Annotated in this window: 16 protein-coding genes; 7 read left to right on the forward strand and 9 right to left on the reverse strand. The window is 71.8% G+C overall.

What is annotated here, in order from left to right; genetic code table 11:
* Window positions 1-10: 10 nt before the first annotated feature.
* Window positions 11-541 (reverse strand): EF-hand domain-containing protein, encoded by a 531-nt coding sequence (locus tag G412_RS0104640; protein WP_028811032.1) that lies wholly within the window; start codon window positions 539-541, stop codon window positions 11-13.
* A gap of 59 nt (window positions 542-600) precedes the next feature.
* A complete protein-coding gene (locus G412_RS0104645; RefSeq protein ID WP_028811033.1) occupies window positions 601-975 on the reverse strand; it encodes an STAS domain-containing protein in 375 nt (124 codons plus the stop codon).
* A gap of 228 nt (window positions 976-1,203) precedes the next feature.
* On the opposite strand from G412_RS0104645, the gene G412_RS0104650 reads away from it, so the two are divergent.
* Both G412_RS0104650 and G412_RS33325 read left to right on the forward strand, forming a co-directional pair.
* The gene (locus tag G412_RS0104650; RefSeq protein WP_028811034.1) at window positions 1,204-1,788 is read left to right on the forward strand and encodes a sigma-70 family RNA polymerase sigma factor; all 585 of its coding nucleotides are present in this window, start codon (window positions 1,204-1,206) and stop codon (window positions 1,786-1,788) included.
* Window positions 1,785-3,134, forward strand: coding sequence for a maleylpyruvate isomerase N-terminal domain-containing protein (locus tag G412_RS33325; RefSeq protein ID WP_078606788.1), 1,350 nt, complete (start codon window positions 1,785-1,787; stop codon window positions 3,132-3,134). The genes G412_RS0104650 and G412_RS33325 overlap by 4 nt, the downstream gene beginning before the upstream one ends.
* A gap of 30 nt (window positions 3,135-3,164) precedes the next feature.
* Here the strand turns inward: G412_RS33325 and purU are convergent, their stop codons facing one another.
* Window positions 3,165-4,055 carry a formyltetrahydrofolate deformylase gene (gene purU, locus G412_RS0104660; protein WP_028811035.1) on the reverse strand — a complete coding sequence of 297 codons (891 nt, stop codon included), beginning with the start codon at window positions 4,053-4,055 and terminating at the stop codon, window positions 3,165-3,167.
* Between the two features lie 29 nt (window positions 4,056-4,084).
* On the reverse strand, window positions 4,085-4,531 hold the full coding sequence (locus tag G412_RS0104665; RefSeq protein ID WP_028811036.1) for an SCO4402 family protein: 447 nt from the start codon (window positions 4,529-4,531) through the stop codon (window positions 4,085-4,087).
* A 171-nt stretch (window positions 4,532-4,702) separates the two neighbouring features.
* Here G412_RS0104665 and G412_RS0104670 point away from each other — a divergent pair, with 171 nt between their 5' ends.
* On the forward strand, window positions 4,703-6,046 hold the full coding sequence (locus G412_RS0104670) for an ABC transporter substrate-binding protein (RefSeq protein ID WP_028811037.1): 1,344 nt from the start codon (window positions 4,703-4,705) through the stop codon (window positions 6,044-6,046).
* A gap of 91 nt (window positions 6,047-6,137) precedes the next feature.
* Here G412_RS0104670 and G412_RS0104675 read toward each other — a convergent pair whose 3' ends face one another.
* Window positions 6,138-7,922, reverse strand: a complete 1,785-nt coding sequence (locus tag G412_RS0104675) for a hypothetical protein (RefSeq protein ID WP_028811038.1) — start codon at window positions 7,920-7,922, stop codon at window positions 6,138-6,140.
* Window positions 7,923-8,135: 213 nt separating this feature from the next.
* Window positions 8,136-9,521, reverse strand: a complete 1,386-nt coding sequence (locus G412_RS0104680; protein ID WP_028811039.1) for an NsdA family TPR-like regulatory protein — start codon at window positions 9,519-9,521, stop codon at window positions 8,136-8,138.
* A 321-nt stretch (window positions 9,522-9,842) separates the two neighbouring features.
* Here G412_RS0104680 and G412_RS0104685 point away from each other — a divergent pair, with 321 nt between their 5' ends.
* From G412_RS0104685 to G412_RS0104695, 3 genes are read left to right on the forward strand one after another with little or no spacing between them, the layout of a single operon-like run.
* Window positions 9,843-10,520, forward strand: coding sequence for a bifunctional DNA primase/polymerase (locus tag G412_RS0104685; protein WP_028811040.1), 678 nt, complete (start codon window positions 9,843-9,845; stop codon window positions 10,518-10,520).
* Window positions 10,521-10,564: 44 nt separating this feature from the next.
* On the forward strand, window positions 10,565-11,386 hold the full coding sequence (locus tag G412_RS0104690) for an ABC transporter ATP-binding protein (RefSeq protein ID WP_028811041.1): 822 nt from the start codon (window positions 10,565-10,567) through the stop codon (window positions 11,384-11,386).
* Window positions 11,383-13,017, forward strand: coding sequence for a hypothetical protein (locus tag G412_RS0104695; RefSeq protein ID WP_051338132.1), 1,635 nt, complete (start codon window positions 11,383-11,385; stop codon window positions 13,015-13,017). The genes G412_RS0104690 and G412_RS0104695 overlap by 4 nt, the downstream gene beginning before the upstream one ends.
* 23 nt (window positions 13,018-13,040) lie before the next feature.
* Here the strand turns inward: G412_RS0104695 and G412_RS0104700 are convergent, their stop codons facing one another.
* Both G412_RS0104700 and G412_RS0104710 read right to left on the reverse strand, forming a co-directional pair.
* A complete protein-coding gene (locus G412_RS0104700) occupies window positions 13,041-13,931 on the reverse strand; it encodes an alpha/beta fold hydrolase (RefSeq protein ID WP_028811043.1) in 891 nt (296 codons plus the stop codon).
* 501 nt (window positions 13,932-14,432) lie between these two features.
* Window positions 14,433-15,125 (reverse strand): iron-dependent transcriptional repressor DtxR, encoded by a 693-nt coding sequence (locus tag G412_RS0104710; protein ID WP_028811044.1) that lies wholly within the window; start codon window positions 15,123-15,125, stop codon window positions 14,433-14,435.
* A gap of 189 nt (window positions 15,126-15,314) precedes the next feature.
* Between G412_RS0104710 and G412_RS0104715 the strand changes: the two genes are divergently transcribed.
* Complete coding sequence (locus tag G412_RS0104715) at window positions 15,315-16,070, forward strand: SIS domain-containing protein (protein ID WP_028811045.1); 756 nt, start codon at window positions 15,315-15,317, stop codon at window positions 16,068-16,070.
* A gap of 31 nt (window positions 16,071-16,101) precedes the next feature.
* On the opposite strand, the gene G412_RS0104720 is transcribed toward G412_RS0104715, so the two are convergent.
* Window positions 16,102-17,463: a PAS domain-containing protein gene (locus tag G412_RS0104720; protein WP_028811046.1), complete on the reverse strand. Its 1,362-nt coding sequence runs from the start codon at window positions 17,461-17,463 to the stop codon at window positions 16,102-16,104.
* Between the last annotated feature and the right edge of the window lie 14 nt (window positions 17,464-17,477).

The following is a 17,477-nucleotide window of genomic DNA, read 5'->3' on the forward strand; positions in this document are numbered from 1 at the left end:
GCCCGCGAAATCAGTCTTGCGGCTCGTCCGGGCCGGGCGTCGTGTAGTACGCGGCGAAGGCGGTCAGGATCTCGTCCTCGCTGATCAGACCGTCACCGTCCGCGTCGAGCGCGGCCGCCACGGCCTGCGCCTTCTCCTCCGGCACGCCCAGCACGCGCAGTACGCGCCCGGCGGCCTGCGGAGTGACTCCCGTCCCGTCGTCCCCGGCCGCGACGGCGATCGCCGCGTGCAGGAACGGGCGGGCGATCTCGGCGAACCGCTGTGGGTTGTCCCGCAGTCTTTTCACCGCGCCCGTGACGAACTCCTCGCGGGTGACCCGCTGGTCGCCGTCCACGTCGGCGATCCCCGCCATGCCCTGCCAGAAGGCCTCGGCCCCCACGTAGAGCGCCTGTCCCTTGTCGCAACGGGCGGTCGTCCCGAACTCGGCCAGCAGGGCCGCCGCGGCGGCACTGAAGTCCTCGCGGTCGATGTATCCGTTGCCGTCCTGGTCGAAACTGGCGAACCGGGCCGCTGTCTTGCGCTCGTACTCTGCGCTGTCCATAGGGGGGAGGGTACGACGTGGGCGGGCGGACCGGGGAATTCCCCACCGGGAGCGGCCTCTCAGGCGGAGAGCGCCGGTGCTTCGTCGTCGGCGGCCGTGACCACGTCGGGGTAGACCTCGAAGAGGCGGCGCACACCGAGCGCGGCGAGCACGCGGTTGACGTGCGAACCGTCGACGGCGCCACGAGCGGGCAGGATCAGCCGCAGGTCACCACCGCAGGAGTGCATCAGGCGGCGGGCGGCGATCATGACGCCGACCCCGCTGGAGTCGCAGAAGAGCACCTCGGACAGGTCGAGCACCACACGGTGGCGGCCGTTCGCGACGGCGTCGTGGACGTGTTGGCGGACCGCCGGTGAGGTCACGAGGTCCAGCTCTCCGGAAACGTGCAGTACGGCCCAGGCGTTGTGCTCGGCCTCGATCACCTTCAGCGTCACGCGTCTGGACCTTTCGTTCTGCTGAGCGGAAGTTGTCCTTCCATCTGGCGGCTGCCCCGCCGCCGCCCCATGAAACACACCGTCCGGAAGGGGCCGGATCATTATCATCGCGGACCGGGGCGCGGACGCACTTGCCGTAAAGGGAGCCACGTTGTCAGTGGCCGGCACTAGATTCGAAAGAAGTGACGAGGGGCACAGGGTGGGCAGGCGCACAGGGTTGGGGGCCGCATGGCGAAGGACACACCGCCCCGCTGGGACCGCAGGATGCAGCAGCGGCTGGCAGGCGGCGAGGCGGCGGCGCTCGGCGAGCTGTACGACAGGTTCGCTTCGCTGGTGCACAGCCTGGCCCACCGGGTGCTCGACGACGACGCGGCGGCCGACCAGATCACGCGCGAGGTGTTCGGTTACGTCTGGGAGAACCCGGACGCGTACGACCCCCGGCAGGGCTCGATGAGATCCTGGGTGGCCAGGCTCACGCACCGGCAGGCCGTGCACAGGTTGCGGCAGACCGAGGCGGCGGCGCTGCCGGACGGCGGTGACGGCACTTCGGAGGAGCTGGAGCAGAAGGTCCGCAGGGCGTCGGCCGCCGCCCGCGCGGACTACATCGTGACGTCGATGCCGGCCCCGCTGCGGGCCGCGCTGGAGCTCGCGTACTTCCAGCGCAGGGACTACCGGCAGACGGCGGCCGACCTGGGGGTCACGGAGGACGAGGCGCGCAGACGACTGCGCCTCGGCCTGCAACTGCTGTCCACGGCGAACCCGCACCATCAGGACGGTCTCTCTTCCCCGCCCGGATACGGGCAGCACCGGTGAGCGCGGGCAACGGGTCGCACGGGCCGCATTGGTCGCACGGGGCCGAGGGCAACGGCTCGGGTGGAAGTGGCGGGCCGGGGCGGCCGGAGGGCCGGGCTCCGCGCATACCGTCGCCGAGAGCGGCCGCGGACAACCGCGAGGTCCTGGAGCCGGCGCCCCCGCCTCCTCCGCTGCCTCCGCCGCCTCTGCCGCCGCCGTCTTCCGCCCCGGCCCTCTCCCACGGCGTACTCAAGTCGCTGCTGGGCGCCTGGGCCCTGTCCGCGTGCTCGGCCGACGAGACGAAGGCCGTCGAGGACCACCTCACCGAGTGCGCGCCCTGCGCGGACGAGGCCCTGCGGCTGCGTGACGCAGTCGGCCTGCTCCACGCCGAGCGCAGCCTGGACCTCGACCCCCTGCTCCGCAACCGCGTCCTCGACGGCTGCCTGGGCCGCAGACCCGCCCGCATCCCCGTCCCCGGCTGGGCCACCCCGTACGACGCCGAGACAGCGCGCCTGGACGCCCTGCTGCGGGACATCGGCGGCTCGGACTGGCACGCTCCGGTGCGCCTCAAGTGGTTCGCGGGCGAGGAGGCGACGACCCGCAAGACAACGGTGGCCGGGGTCATCGGCCACCTGATGACCGTCGACGGCCTGGTCGCCAAGGCGCTCGGCCTCGACGGCCCTTCCCCAAGTTCTCCGCTTCCCTCGAACAGGGCAGACCCCATTGGCGCGGCGGGACCCGTGTCGCCGGCGGAGCTCACCGAGTTGTACTGGCGCGGATCCCCCTTCCCGCCGACCCGCGCCGTCCGCGAACCCTGGCGCGAGCAGAGCCACGACCTGATCCGCACGGTCTCGTTCGCGGGCCGCGGCGTGGCGGACGTCTCCGTCTCGTACGGCGACTTCGCGCTGCCCCTGCACGACGCGCTGCTGGACCGGGCCTTCGAGTGCTGGGTGCACGCGGGGGACATCGCGGACGCCGTGGACTATCCGTACGAGCCGCCGGCCGCCGCTCACCTCAACGGCATGATCGACCTGGCCGCACGGCTGATCCCGGCAACCCTCGCGGCCCGCCGCAGAGCAGGCCTCGCGGCCCCGTCACAGAGTCTGGTGACCGCCGGTTCCCCCGGCCGCTCGCTCCACCTGGAGATCGAAGGCGCGGGCGGCGGCGACTGGTACATCGCCCTGGACTCCCCGGCGGCGGTCGGCTCCCCCGCCCACCAGGTCGCCCACGTCGCTCTGGACGGTGTCGAGTTCTGCCGGCTGGCGTCGGGCCACGTACCGCCACAGGAAGCGGCGGCGGGCCAGAACGGCGACCGGGAGGCCATCCGCGACGTACTCTTCGCGGCGGCGTCACTGAGCCGCCTGTAGCGGCCCGGCCCCAGGACCTGCCCCCCGGCCCTAGGCGAAGACCACCGTGCGGCGCCCGTTGAGCAGTACGCGGTGTTCGCTGTGCCACTTCACGGCCCGCGCCAGCGCCTGGCACTCCACGTCGCGCCCGATCGCCACCAGCTGCTCCGGCGTGACGTCGTGGCCCACCCGCTCGACCTCCTGCTCGATGATCGGGCCCTCGTCGAGGTCGGCCGTCACATAGTGCGCCGTCGCCCCGATGAGCTTCACACCGCGCGCGTGCGCCTGGTGGTAAGGCTTCGCGCCCTTGAAGCTCGGCAGGAAGGAGTGATGGATGTTGATGATCCGGCCGCTGAGCTGCTTGCACAGGTCGTCCGACAGGACCTGCATGTAACGGGCGAGGACGACCAGCTCGACGTTCTCGGAGCGGACGAGTTCAAGGAGCTGCGCCTCCGCCTCCGGCTTGTTGTCCCGCGTCACCGGAATGTGGTGGAAGGGAATGTCGTACGAGCCGGCCAGCTCGGCGAAGTCCGTGTGGTTCGAGACGACCGCCGCGATCTCCACCGGCAGGGCGCCGATCCGCGTCCGGAAGAGCAGGTCGTTCAGGCAGTGGCCGAACTTGCTGACCATGAGGATGATCCGCATCCGCTCCTCGGGGCGGTGGATCTGCCAGTCCATCCGGAACGAGTCCCCGATCGCGGCGAAGCTGGCCCGCAGCTTCTCCACGGTCACCGGAGCCTCCGCCGAGAAGTGCACCCGCATGAAGAACAGGCCCGTGTCGGGGTCGCCGAACTGCTGGCTGTCCTCGATGTTGCAGCCGGTCATGAACAGGTAGCTCGACACGGCGTGCACGATGCCCTGCTTGTCCGGGCACGAGAGAGTGAGGACGTACTGGTCCGAGGAGGACCGGTCTGACGAAGGGGCGGGATGCGGGTCGCTCATGCCCCCGAGGATTCCATATCCGGCCGGGGTCAGGCCGACCCGGTCAGGATGCGGATGACCTCCAGCGTGCGCGGCGCGGTGTCCGGGTCCTCCCCGTCGTTCGCCGCCAGCCGTACGTGCGCCTCGCGTGCCGCCCGTACCGCTTCCGGCCAGGCGTGGTGCTCCAGGTACGCGGACACGGGGGCGTCCGCGCCCACCTGATGCATGATTTTCAGTACGCGCAGGACGGCGACATCGACGAGCGACGCCTCCTGGGCGTCCCGGAAGATCGTGCCGACGTATTTCTCGGCCGACCAGTTGTCCAGCCAGGTGTCCTCCACCAGCCGGTACACGGCGTCTGTCACGTCTCCGTAACCCTCGATGCCGGCCAGCCAGCACTCCTGCTGGAAGACGGGATCGGAGAGCATGTGCAGCGCCGACCGCACGTTCGTGCGCCAGCGCCACCACGGCATGTCATTGAGCGGCATGCCGCCCATGGTGGGGGAGCGACGGCCGCGACGGGAAGAGTTCACCGAACCTTGCACGGTTGCAGATCGTACGTTCCCTGACAGCACGGGCGTACAGCCCCCCGTAATTCACCTCGATGTCACCATGCGTTGATACATGCTCACTCTCCCGTTACCCATGGGGCGGAAGCGTGGATGCACATGACCGGACGGCGCAACCCATCCTCCACCCGCCTATTCCTCGCACATGCTGCGAAAGTGACCGCCGCGGCCACGGCAACGGCGGTCGGGGCGTCGCTGCTGACCGGCTGCGGAGTGCTCCCCGGGGCCGCAGGGGGTTCCAGGGAGCCCTTAACTGTCATGACGTGGGCCCCGGAAGGCACCACCGCCACCAACATGCCAGGCATGCCCGCCATGGCGAAGGCCTACGCCCGCTGGGTCAACGCGAACGGCGGCCTCGCCGGCCATGAGCTCAAGGTCATCACCTGCAACGAGCGCAACAGCACCGTCGGCGCGGCCAGGTGCGCCAAGCAGGCCGTGCGGCAGGGGGCCGTCGCGGTCGTCGGCTCGTACAGCCAGCACGGCCGGGCCTTCATGGCGCCGCTGGAGGTCGCCGGCGTTCCGTTCCTCGGCGGCTACGGCGCCTCCGACCAGGAGTTCGCCAGCTCACTCTCCTACCCCGTCAACGGCGGCCAGGCGGCCCTCCTCGCGGGCAACGGCAGGCAGCTCTCCCGCGACTGCGACCGGGTGTCCCTGGTACGCCCCGACACCGTCGCCGGTGACAGCCTGCCGACGCTCCTCGGTTCGGGCCTCGCGGAGGGCGGCCGTAAACCGCCCGCCGACATCCGGGCGCCGGAGGACGCGAACGACTACACCGCACAGGCCCGGAAGGCGCTCAGCAGTGCCGGCGCCTTCGACATGTACGGGAGCGGAAGGGGCTGCGTCACGGCGGTGCTCGGCGACCGTACGGAGACGTTCTTCGACTCGTTCCGGAGGCTGGAGGGCGAGGCCGCGAGGGACGTCCGGGTCGCGTCGGTCCTGGGAAGCGTGGGACAGCCGCTCCTGGACCGTACGGGCGGCAAGGACGGGCCCTTCGAGGGCGCGTACGTCACGGGGTGGTACCCGGTGGCGAGCGACGCGCGCTGGGACCCGATGCGCGAGGTGATCCGGGAACACGCCTTCGCGGACAACCGGATCGACCCCGCCGATCCCGGCGTGCAGACCACGTGGATCGCGTACACGGTGCTCAAGGCGATCATCGAGTCGCTGGCGAAGGGCGGCGGGGACGGCGACAAGGACAGCGTTTCGGCGTCCGACGTGGTCGGTGAGCTCAACCGTATCGAGGGAGTCGAGACGGGCGGCCTCACGCCCACTCTCAGCTGGCGCCTGGAGCACATGTTGGCGACACGGGACATCCCGCGCGTCATCAACAGGGACGTGACGTTCCAAGTGGTGCGGCAGGGGCGGCTGGTGTCCGTGAAGGAAGACTTCGTGGACGTGGGCGACACGCTGGTACAGGCGCCTTCCAGGGGCGGGGCGGGCTGATCCGGCCGGTCCGGAGGTCCGGCTGATCGGACAGGAGGGTGGGGGCGGGGGTCTGTACGGGCCCCCGCCCCCACCCTCCTGTCCGCTGCCGTCAGAGCTGCGTGGCGTCGCGCTCCGTCAGTCCGTACCGCTTGGCGATCTCGTTCCACATGCCGACGGCTTCCTTCTTCGCCTGCGACGCCTTGCCGCTCTCGCGGTTGCCCGCCTGCTGCTGCGGCGTCGACCGCGCGTGGCCCTTCTTGCAGCCCTTCTTGCCCGCGACCTGGTCGGCCCAGGCCGCGTAGTGGTCGTCGGCCGCCGCCGACGCCTTCCACGCGGTGGTGAGCGAGGCCGACAGCTTCGCGTGGTTCGGCAGCTTGTCGACGGTCAGGCCGTCGAGGCGCGTCACCAGATCGTTGCGCTGCTTGGCGGCGGCACGCAGATCACTCGCCGCCTTCGGCAGGTTCTTGCAGCTTCCGATGGACTGGACCGCGCTGATCACGGAGGCGCGGCTGTCGTTGCTGTCGGCGAGCAGCGCGTCGAGCGACTCGGCCTGCGGCTTCGCGGGGTCCGCGGCGGCCTGCGGCGAGGCGTCGCCTCCCTTCGGGCTCGCGGCAGCGACCGGCTGCTTGTCCTCGGTCTTCTTTTCGTCGCCACCGCTGAGCAACGCGCCCGCCCCGAGGCCGAGTACGGAACAGCCGACGACGACGGCGGCGATCAGCACCAGGGGAGAGTTGCGCCGGCGCGGTGCGGCCCCCGCCGAGGGTGTGGGCGTGGTGGGCCCGGTGGGCGCCGCCGGTCCCGCCTGGGTGGCGGCGTTACGGCGTGCGGCGCGGCCCTGGGGCGCGGCTCCGAACTGCGGCTGCTGGTACGGCGGCTGCTGCTGGTGCGGCGGCTGCGCGTTGAAGGGCGGCATCTGTCGCGTGGCGTCCGCCGTCGGCGGGGCGGCGTCGGACCGGAAGAGGTTGTCGAACTCCGCGGGCGGCTGCCGGTCTTCGGGAGCGCCGGGCCGGATGCCGTAGGGGGCTCCGGAGGGTGCCTCGGGCACGCCCTGCGCGTTCGGGACGGGCGGGAGGTACTGCGTGGCGTCCGCGTCGCCCGCGGGGGCCCCTGCGGGCGCGGTGGCTGCGGGTCCGTTCTGGTGCCGGCCGAGGAACTGCGTGGAATCCGCCGGGTTTTCGGGCGGCAGGGCGCCGGGCCCGGCCGGCGGCACGTACGGGAGGTACTGGGTGGCGTCGGCGTCGGCCGCCGGGGCTCCGGCGGGGGCCTCCGCGGGCAGCGGCAGCGGCTGTGCCTGCGGAGCGCCGTACTGGTGCGGCACGGGGAGCGGTGCGGCGGACTGCGCCTGCGGGGCCTGCGGGGCCTGCGACTGCGGGACGCCGTACTGCTGCTGTCCGGGCTGCTGTCCGGGCTGCTGAGGCGCGGGCTGGGAGCCGTACTGCTGCTGCATGTGGGGCTGGGCACCGTACTGCGGCTGCTGTGACTGCTGCGCCCCGTACTGCTGCTGCGACCCCGGTTGCGGCTGCGGCGGCGGCAGAGCGCCGGGCTGCTGCTGCGGTGGCAGGGGCGCTCCCGGCTGCGGGGCGCCGTACTGCTGCTGAGGCGCGGACTGCGGCGCACCGTACTGCTGCTGCGGCGCCGGCTGCCCGCCGTACTGCTGCGTCCCGTGCTGCGGCTGCGGCGCGCCGTACTGCTGCTGCTGAGGCGGCTGCGCCGCGTCGGGCTGCTGCGGCCCCCACGGCTGGCCCCACGGCTGTCCACCCGCCGGAGCCACGTGCTCCTCGGGCGCCCCGGGTATCCAGGGACCGCTGCCGTCCGCGGGCAGCACGACACCTTCGTGCGCGGGCGGCCGCGCGGCGGGAAGCCGCGACTCGTCACCCTGTCCGCTCTGCGTCACCGGGACTCCTACGTCTGGACGTATGTGTGGACCTACGGAACCGTCGGTTCACGCTACCGGGTGACACCGCGCCTCTGCCACGCGCCCACGGTCCCCACACATACCGCCGGAGGCCCGGCGGGGAGCCCTGTAACACGATGCGTCCGCACGGCGCTGTTAAGGGCCCACCGACGCGTCTCCCCTGCTCCGCCCGTCCACGACGCCCGCTCCCGGCTACGCCGCCCGGGCCTCCAGCCGGGCGCCGAATTCCCGTACCGCGGGTTCGGCGCGGTACGGCTCCAGCCGCTGCTGGAAGTCCTCCAGATACTCCGCTCCCCGGTTCGAACGCAACGTGGCCAGCAGTTCCACCGCGCGCGCTCCCGTGTGGCACGCCTGCTCGACCTCGCGCTGCTGGACCTGCGCCGTGGCCAGTACGACGAGCCCGATCGCCCGGCGCCGCGCCCGCGTGTCCGGATGGCCGTCCAGGGCGTCCTGGGCACGCCGGGCCGCCGCCTGGCCCTGTCCCAGGTCGCGGTGACAGTGCGCGAGTTCGTCGGAGAGGTACGCGTGATCGAAGTGCGCGATCCACACGGGATCGTCGCCCGTGTCCTCCTCGGTACGCTCCAGCGCCCCCAGCGCCCTGCCCGCCAACTGGTTGCATGCCCGCGCGTCGCCCATCAGCGCGTGCCCGCGCGCCTCCGCCGCGCAGAACATCGCCTCCGCGCGAGGCGTCACCTGTCCCCGCGCCCCCTCCTGCGCGGCCCGCGCCAGTTGCGCGATCTCGCGGGGGTTGCCGAGCTGGGCGGCGAGGTGGCTCATGGACGCGGCCAGCACGTAGCCGCCGTAGGCACGGTCGCCCGCCGCCTGGGCGAGCCGCAGAGCCTGGATGTAGTAGCGCTGGGCGAGCCCCGGCTGGCCGGTGTCGACGGCCATGTAGCCGGCCAGTTCCGTCAGCCGCGCCACCGCGGCGAAGAGCTCCCGTCCCACCGCCTCGCGGTACGAGCCGGACAGCAGCCCGGACACGACGCTGTTGAGGTAGTGCACGACGATCGGCCTGACGTGCCCGCTGCCGAAGCGGTGGTCGAGTTCCACGAGGGCGTTCGTCGTCGCCCGTACCGCCTCCACGTCCGACGCGCCGACCCTCCCGCCGCCCGCCGACCTGGCGACCTGGGTGTCCGCTCCCGTGATCAGCCAGTCGCGGCTCGGTCCGACGAGTGCCGAAGCGGCGACCGTCGAACCCGAGAGGAAGTCGCGGCGCCCCACGTCGCTGCGCCACAGCTCGCAGACCTGCTCGATCGCGCCGAGCACGGTCGGCGCGAACTGCAGGCCGATCCCGGAGGACAGGTTCTTGCCGTTGGCCATGCCGATCTCGTCGATTGTGACCGTACGGCCGAGTTTGCGCCCGATCGCTTCCGCGATGATGCCGGGAGCCCGCCCGCGGGGCTGCTGTCCGCGCAGCCAGCGGGCCACCGAAGTCTTGTCGTACCGCAGGTCGAGGCCGTGTTCGGCGCCGCACATGTTGACGCGGCGGGCGAGCCCGGCGTTGGAGCACCCGGCTTCCTGAATGAGCGCCTGCAACCGTTCGTTCGGCTGGCGGGCGACGAGAGGCCTGGCTGCCATTGACTACCCCCTGGTGCCGCAGTGGTCCGTGAGTCGTGGTCCGTGAGTCGTACGTCGTACGCCGTGAACTGATCACGCCGGTCACCTTGATCACTGCCCGGCAGATATGCAGAGAATGCGGAACATGCCGGAAGAGACGGTATTGACGGTCTTTCAGACGCCATTCCCGTGCTTCCACACATGTGGCTACCCGCCCACCGCCGCACGGCCCCCTGCGCGCCCCCGCCCATGCACCGGTGCGCCCCACGTGCAGGATCGATGTTCCTCCGCAAGCCGACCGCACGCCCGTAACCCAAGGTGACGGCAGGAGTTGAGTTGTTCGTGGAAGACACCATCGGAGTCACGGATGCCGCCCAGATCCCCAAGCAGCGCGGCGATCAACTGCTCGACTGCGCCGTGCGGTACACGGAAGAACGGCACTGGGACGTGTTCCCGGGCACCTGGCTGGAGGCGGACGAGGGCGTCGAGCGCTGCTCGTGCGGTGTCCCCTCCTGTGCCTCGCCCGGCGCGCATCCCGCCACGGCCGACTGGGCGTCACAGGCGACAGGCAGCGCCACCGGGGCGCGCCGTCTGTGGTCGGAACAGCCGCGTGCCTCGATCCTGCTGCCGACGGGCCGCTCCTTCGACGCCCTGGACGTTCCCGAGTCGGCCGGGTTCCTGGCCCTGGCCCGGATGGAGCGCATGGACCTGACGCTCGGTCCGGTGACCTGCACACCCGACCGCCGCATGCTGTTCTTCGTACTGCCGGGCGCCGGCGCCAAGGTGCCCGACATGGTGCGGAAGCTGGGCTGGACGCCGACCGCGATCGACCTGGTCACGCGGGGCGAGGGCGACTACGTCGCGGCGCCGCCGACCCGGCTCGGCGGGATGGGCGCGGTGCAGTGGGCGCGCCGCCCCACCCCGGCGAACCGGTGGCTGCCCGACGTGGAGGAACTGATCAGCCCCCTGGCCTACTCCTGCGGGCGGGAGGCAGCGGCGGCGCGCACACGCCGACCGTAGGGTGTTCCCCGTAGCGGGACGGGGACACCGGGAGGCTGTGCGACATGCCTGACAGGGCAGTGGGATCAGAAGAGGCGGGCGGAGCGCACACTGCGCCGCCCGCCGCCGTACGTGTAGCGGGCCTGTGGAAGCGCTTCGGCGACCAGATCGCCGTCGCGGGCATCGATCTGGAGCTGCCCGCCGGCAAGTTCATCGGCCTCGTGGGGCCGAACGGCGCGGGCAAGACGACCACCCTGTCGATGGTCACGGGGCTGTTGCGTCCCGACGCGGGGACGGTTCTGGTCGGCGGGCACGACGTGTGGCAGGACCCGGTGGCGGTCAAGGCCAGGATCGGCGTACTGCCGGAGGGGCTGCGGCTCTTCGAGCGCCTGTCGGGGCGTGAACTCCTCGCGTACTCCGGGCGGCTGCGGGGGCTGCCCGGCGACGAGGTCGACAAGCGGGCGACGCAGCTTCTCGACGTACTGGACCTGGCCGGCGCGCAGCACAAGCTGGTCGTCGACTACTCGACCGGCATGCGCAAGAAGATCGGTCTCGCCGCCGCCCTGCTGCACAACCCGCAAGTGCTGTTCCTGGACGAGCCCTTCGAGGGCGTCGACCCGGTGTCGGCGCAGACAATCCGTGGCGTGCTGGAGCGGTACACGCGGTCCGGTGCGACCGTCGTCTTCTCCAGTCATGTGATGGAGCTCGTCGAGTCGCTGTGCGACTGGGTCGCGGTGATGGCCGCGGGCCGTATCCGCGCGCAGGGAACGCTCGCGGAGGTACGCGGCGACGCGCCCTCTCTCCAGAGCGCCTTCCTCGAACTGGTCGGCGCGAACGACCGGGACAGCGGGGAGAGCCTGGACTGGCTGGGCGGCGACGCCCGATGAGCGCGGGCGGGGCGACCATTCCCGCGAACGGCACAACGACCGTTCCGGGAATCACGTCCGTCTTCGTACGGCTCAAGCTGTCGCTGCTGCGCAACGGCCTGCGGCAGTCGTCCGGCCGCAGGGCGGCGTACATCCTCTCCGGCGTGATCGCGCTGCTGTTCGCCGCGCTTCAGCTCATCGGTCTGATCGCGCTTCGCGGGAACGAGCACGCGACGACGATCGTGGTGCTGCTGACGGCCCTTCTGGGGCTCGGCTGGACGGTGATGCCGCTGTTCTTCCCCAGCGGCGACGAGACGCTCGACCCGTCCCGCCTGGTCATGCTGCCGCTGCGGCCCCGGCCGCTGGTCCGGGCACTGCTGACGGCGTCGCTCGTCGGGATCGGGCCGCTGTTCACGTTCTGCCTGGCGCTGGGCTCGGTGATCTCCGTGGCGCGCGGCGCGGCGGCCACGGCCGTCGGTGTCCTCGCCGTGGCGCTGACGCTGCTGCTGTGTGTCGCACTCGCACGGGCCGTGGCTGCGGCGAACGTCCGGCTGCTGAGCAGCCGCAAGGGGCGCGATCTGGCCGTGCTGAGCGGCCTGGTGATCGCCGTCGGCATCCAGGTGGTCAACTTCGGCGCGCAGCGGCTCAGCGACGCGGGCGGCCTGGCGAAGCTCGACCCGGTCGCGCACGTACTGAGCTGGGTGCCGCCCGCGTCGGCGATCGGCGCGGTGGACGCGGTGAGCGACGGGGCGTACGGCCGTGGCGCGGCCCAGCTACTGCTGGCCGTGGCGGCGCTGGTGGCGCTGTTGTGGTCCTGGGAGCGGAGTCTGGTCAAGCTCATGACGTCTCCGGACGGCTCGACCCTCCAAGCCGCCGAGCCCGGCCGCCAGGAGGCGTCACGAGGGCTCGGCGGGCGGTTCCTGCCGGGCGGGCGTACGGGCACGGTGATCGAGCGCAGTCTGCGGTACGTGTGGCGGGACCCCAAGACCAAGGCCGCCTGGGTGACTTCGCTGGTGATCGGGCTGATCGTGCCGGTGTTCAACGCGCTCCAGGGAACCGGCACGATCTACTTCGCGTGTTTCGCGGCCGGGATGCTCGGCATCCAGATGTACAACCAGTTCGGCCAGGACACGTCCGCCTTCTGGATGGTCGCCATGACCATCTCCACGCCGCGCGACGCGTACGAGGAACTGCGGGCGCGGGCCCTGGCGCTGCTGGTGGTCACCCTCCCGTACTCGGCGCTGGTCACCGTGATCACGGCGGCGCTGGTGGGTGACTGGCGGGCCCTGCCCGAGGCGCTCGGCCTGTCCTTCGCGCTGCTCGGCGCGATGCTGGCGACGGGGGCGGTGGCGTCCGTGCGCTTCCCGTACTCGATCCCGCAGGGCAGCACACACAAGAACGTCGCACCGGGACAGGCGGGCCTCGCCTGGATCTCGATCCTCGGCGGGATGATCGCGGCGGCGCTGCTGTGCGCACCGCTGATCACGCTGACGATCTGGCTCCATGTGGCGGCCGCGGAAAGCTGGTTGTGGCTGGTCCTGCCGCTGGGTGCGGCGTACGGCGCGCTGCTGTCGTGGGCGGGCGTGCGCTGGTCGGCGCCGCAGGCGGCGGCGCGGCTTCCGGAGATCCTGACGGCAGTCAGCAAGGGCTGAGGCAGTCGGCGGAGTGACGCGTATCAGGAGTGACTCAGGGGAGGGATGACCGGCTCCTGGGCGGTCTCCTCCAGGAACGGCTCGATCGCGGTGCGCCAGCCCTCCGGCTGGTCGTAGTGGACGAGGTGGCCCGCGTCCACCACCTCGGCGTACTTGCCGCGGGGCAGCACGCGCACCATCTCCTGTGCCTCCGCCCGGCCCAGTTCGCCGTCGAGGCCACGGACCACCAGGGCGGGGCAGCGGACCAGCGCCAGCTCCTCCCAGTGGGCGTCGTACACCCAGGTCTCACGGGACTTCAGCATCTGGCGGCGGGAGAAGAGCGGGCGCCAGCCGTCGGCCCGTTCGGTCATCACCTCGGCGAAGAACTCGCCGCGCGCCGGACTCGGGCGCTCCACCCAGGGGTCGTCCTCGCCGAACCATTTGCGTACGTCGGCGAGTGTGGCGAAGGGGACGGGCCAGGACTTGAACCAGTCGTCCCACTCGCGCTGGGACGCGGCACCGAGCGCGCCCGCCCGCATGTCGCAGATGACGACGGCACGGACGAGATCGGGCCGCTTGGCGGCGAGCTGCCAGGCGGTGAGGGCTCCCATGGAGTGGCCGATGAGGGTGACGGGCGCGAGGCCCAGTTGTTCGACCGCGGCTTCGGCGTCGGCGACGTACGCCTCGCGGGTGTACGGGCCGTCGGCCGGCTTGTCGCTGCGGCCGTGACCGCGCTGGTCGATGGCGACCGCCCGGTAGCGCTCCGAGAGCCAGCGCGCGGTGCCCGCCCAGTGCGAGGCACGGCCCATCAGTCCGTGGAGCAGTAAGACGCCGGGGGCGCGGTCGGTTTCCCCGCTCCCTTTGGGCGGGTCGGCGAAATCCCAGGCCGCGAGGCGTACGCCGTCGGCTCCCGTCACGTCGATGCGCCGCACCATGTTCCTGGCACCCCCTTCGTCCCCCGGGTGGTCCGTCCAATGAGTGAGTGGTCGAGCCCCGTCAGACTATCGAACCCGTATTCGAAAATACGGGTTCCGCGCGCAACACCCCTCGTTCGAGTGACCACGCTCAAGGATTGACCGCCTCCACCGAGGGGAGATCTTCAGCGGGAGGCGGGCCGCTCGGGGAAGACGGTCCACGGGGGCCGACCCCGGGAGCTCGGGGCTCCGGGTCGGCACAGGGGAGGACAGGCTCCGGCGCTTCAGGGCGCCGGAGCCATCCCCTTCCCAGCGAACACGATCGATACCTGGGCGGTGCCAGCACGACGGGCGCATCCCCTGCCCCCTCCCCGACGAACCGGCGGACCGGCCGACGGCCTCACGTCATGTGCCTCGGTCACAGACTGGCACGCGATCCGTCCGGTCGCTGGGATTCCGGAGGATCGCCGGACCGGCCCCCACCACCACGGGACCGGCGGACCTGCCGCCCTGGCGCCGGTGTCAGCGCTTGGCGACGAAAACGTGCGAGGCCACCTCGGCATCGAGCTCCGCGGCCTCGCCACTGCTGCCTACGAGTACCCCGCCGGGCGACTGGGTCACACTCACGACCGAGCCGGGCTGTACGCCCGCGCGGCGCAGCGTGTACATCAGCTGAGCGTCCGTCTGGATCGGCTCCCCGATCCGGCGCACGACGACGGTCTTGCCCTCCGGGCCCGGCGCCAGGTCGTTCAGACTGACCATGTTGTCGTCCAGGAACGGGTCCGCCTCGGCCTTCTCGCCAAGCTCCTCCAGGCCGGGGATCGGGTTCCCGTACGGAGATTCCGTCGGGTGACGCAGCAGTTCGAGGACGCGCCTCTCCACCGCCTCGCTCATCACGTGCTCCCAGCGGCAGGCCTCCGCGTGGACCTGCTCCCACTCCAGGCCGATCACGTCGACGAGCAGGCACTCGGCGAGCCGGTGCTTGCGCATCACGCGGGTGGCGAGCTTGCGGCCCTCGTCGGTCAGCTCCAGGTGACGGTCGCCCGCCACGGTCACCAGCCCGTCGCGCTCCATGCGCGCCACGGTCTGGCTCACCGTCGGTCCACTCTGGTCGAGCCGCTCGGCGATACGGGCGCGCATGGGGACCACGCCTTCTTCCTCGAGCTCGAGGATGGTGCGGAGATACATCTCCGTGGTGTCGATCAGTCCGGACATTCGTGCCCCTCGATTGCTCGTGCGCTGGCCCTGACCCAATTCTGACGCATAGCGCCGACAACCGTGCCGCGCCGGGCGTTGCCGTATCGGTTGCCGTATTGACAGGGCACTGGTCCAGACCGCAACGTGATCCGCGCCACCGTCGCCCGACGATCGCACGACGTACCGCTGGAAAGGGGCTCCCGCGCGATGAGCGAAAGCAAACTGGCCGGTCAGTTCTTCGACGCCGCGATCGGGCTGCTGCACCGCGTCCGCGACGAGGAGGCCCAGAACATCGCGGCCGCCGGGGCCGCCGTCGCCGACACGGTGGCGGCGGGCGGGCGGCTCTTCGCCTTCGGCGCCGGCCACTCCTCGCTCGCCGCGCAGGACGTCGTCTACCGGGCCGGGGGCCTGGCCCTGATGAACCTGCTCGCCGTTCCCGGCACCGTCGGCGTGGACGTCATGCCGGCCACACTCGGCTCCGCCCTCGAACGCGTCGACGGGCTCGCGGCAGCCGTGCTGGACAGCAGCCCCGCCAAGCCGGGCGACGTACTCGTGATCATCTCGCTGTCCGGGCGCAACGCGCTGCCGGTGGAGATGGCGATGAACGCGCGGGCGCTCGGCCTGAAGGTCATCGGCGTGACCTCGGTGGCGTACACCCGCGCGACGAAGTCCCGGCACGTCTCCGGTACGTACCTCAAGGACCACTGCGACATCGTCCTCGACAGCAAGATCGCCGTCGGTGACGCGGAGCTCACGGCAGAGGGCATCGAGGCACCGTTCGCTCCCGCGTCGACGGTGGTCACGAGCGCTCTGATGCAGGCCGTCATGGCCTGCGCGGCCGGCGACCTGGCGGAGCGCGGCATCGAACCGCCGTTGCTGCGCTCGGGCAACGTCGACGGCGGCCACGAGTGGAACGGCCGCGTGATGACGGAGTACCGCGACCGGATTTTCTACCGGCACTGATTCCGTCCAGGTCCCTTCACGAGCGGGCTCGTTACGACGGCTTCAGGGTCTGCGCCAAGTCGATCGCCGCCGCCACGCGCACCGCGATGTTCTCCGCGTACGTCGCGTCCGGACGCTCGAAGGCGCTGCGGCTCGGGCCGCGCAGGAAAGTGGCCACGCCCAGCGTCCGCCCGCGGCTGCGCAGCACCGTACACAGGGCGTGAACGGTGTCCTGCGGCCACTGGCGTCGCGCCGCCCAGTCCTCCGGGCCCCCGCTCGCCCGTACCGAACCGAGGCGGTCCAGACACTGGAACGCCGGATGGCCCGGCGGGTACGGAACCGGGATGCCGGCGCCACCGGTCACCGGAAGGCACGGTCCCGGTGCGCCCGACGGGGTGGCCGCGGCCCGGACCAGACGCACCGGGTGATCCCCCCCGACCAGGTCCACGAGCGCGTGGTCGGCGAAGCCCGCGAGAGCGAAGTCGAGGTACGACAGCGCGGCCTCCATCGGGTCCTCGCACTCGGCGGCGGCGCGCCCCGCCCGGTGCAGCTGATTGCCGCGGAACCGCGACTGCGCGGCCTCCTGCTCCGCCGTCTTCGCCTCGGTGATGTCCTGGAACAGCCAGCCCACCCCCAGCGGAACCGGCTCCTCCGCGAGCGGCGAAGCCAGCCGCAGGAAGCCACTGCGCCAGCACCGCCGCCGCTCGCCCCTGCCGCCCGGCTCCGCACCGCGCAGCGTCACCCACAGCTCGGCGGGGGTCGGGGGCGCCCCTTCCGCCAGTACGTGCTGGAGGGCACCCTCCAGTTCCTCCATGCCCTGCACGATGAGCTCCCCGAGGGGCCGCCCCAGCACCGCCGTGCGACCCACCCCGAGCGCGCGCGCCGCGTGCGCGTTGACGACGGTCGGACGCAGGTCCACGTCCACCAGAACGACGCCCCAGGACGCGTCGTCGAAGAGCGCCTCGCTCAGCGCGATCGCCCGTTCCAGATCGATCTGCGTGTGCACCTCGCTGAACGCGCAGTACACCCCGGCGGGCTTGCCTTCCGCGCCCGGCACCCCCGCCGACTGTGTCCGTACGAGAACGCGCCCGCCGTCCTTCCGCAGGAGCGCGAACTCGTGCACCTGCCGCCCCGGAGCGTGCATCGCCGACATCAGCCGCCCCTGCACCTCGTCCGCGTCCGCCGGCCGCGCCGCCCACCCCGCGAATCCGGCCCGCCCGACCGCCTCGTCCGCCGTCCACCCGAGAATCCGCTCCGCCTCGCGGTTCCAGTGGGTGATCACCCCGTCCGCGTCGAAGGCGCAGAGCGCCGCGTCCATGCCGTCGAGAAGCGCGGCGAGAAGATCGCCGGAACCGGGCCCTGGCTCGTCGGGACCGAACGCGTCGGTGGTCTCGCCGATCCGGGAAGCACTCACCTGGCACCCCCTGC

Origin of the sequence: Streptomyces flavidovirens DSM 40150, assembly GCF_000429085.1 — a bacterium.
GTDB classification, from domain to species: Bacteria; Actinomycetota; Actinomycetes; order Streptomycetales; family Streptomycetaceae; genus Streptomyces; species Streptomyces flavidovirens.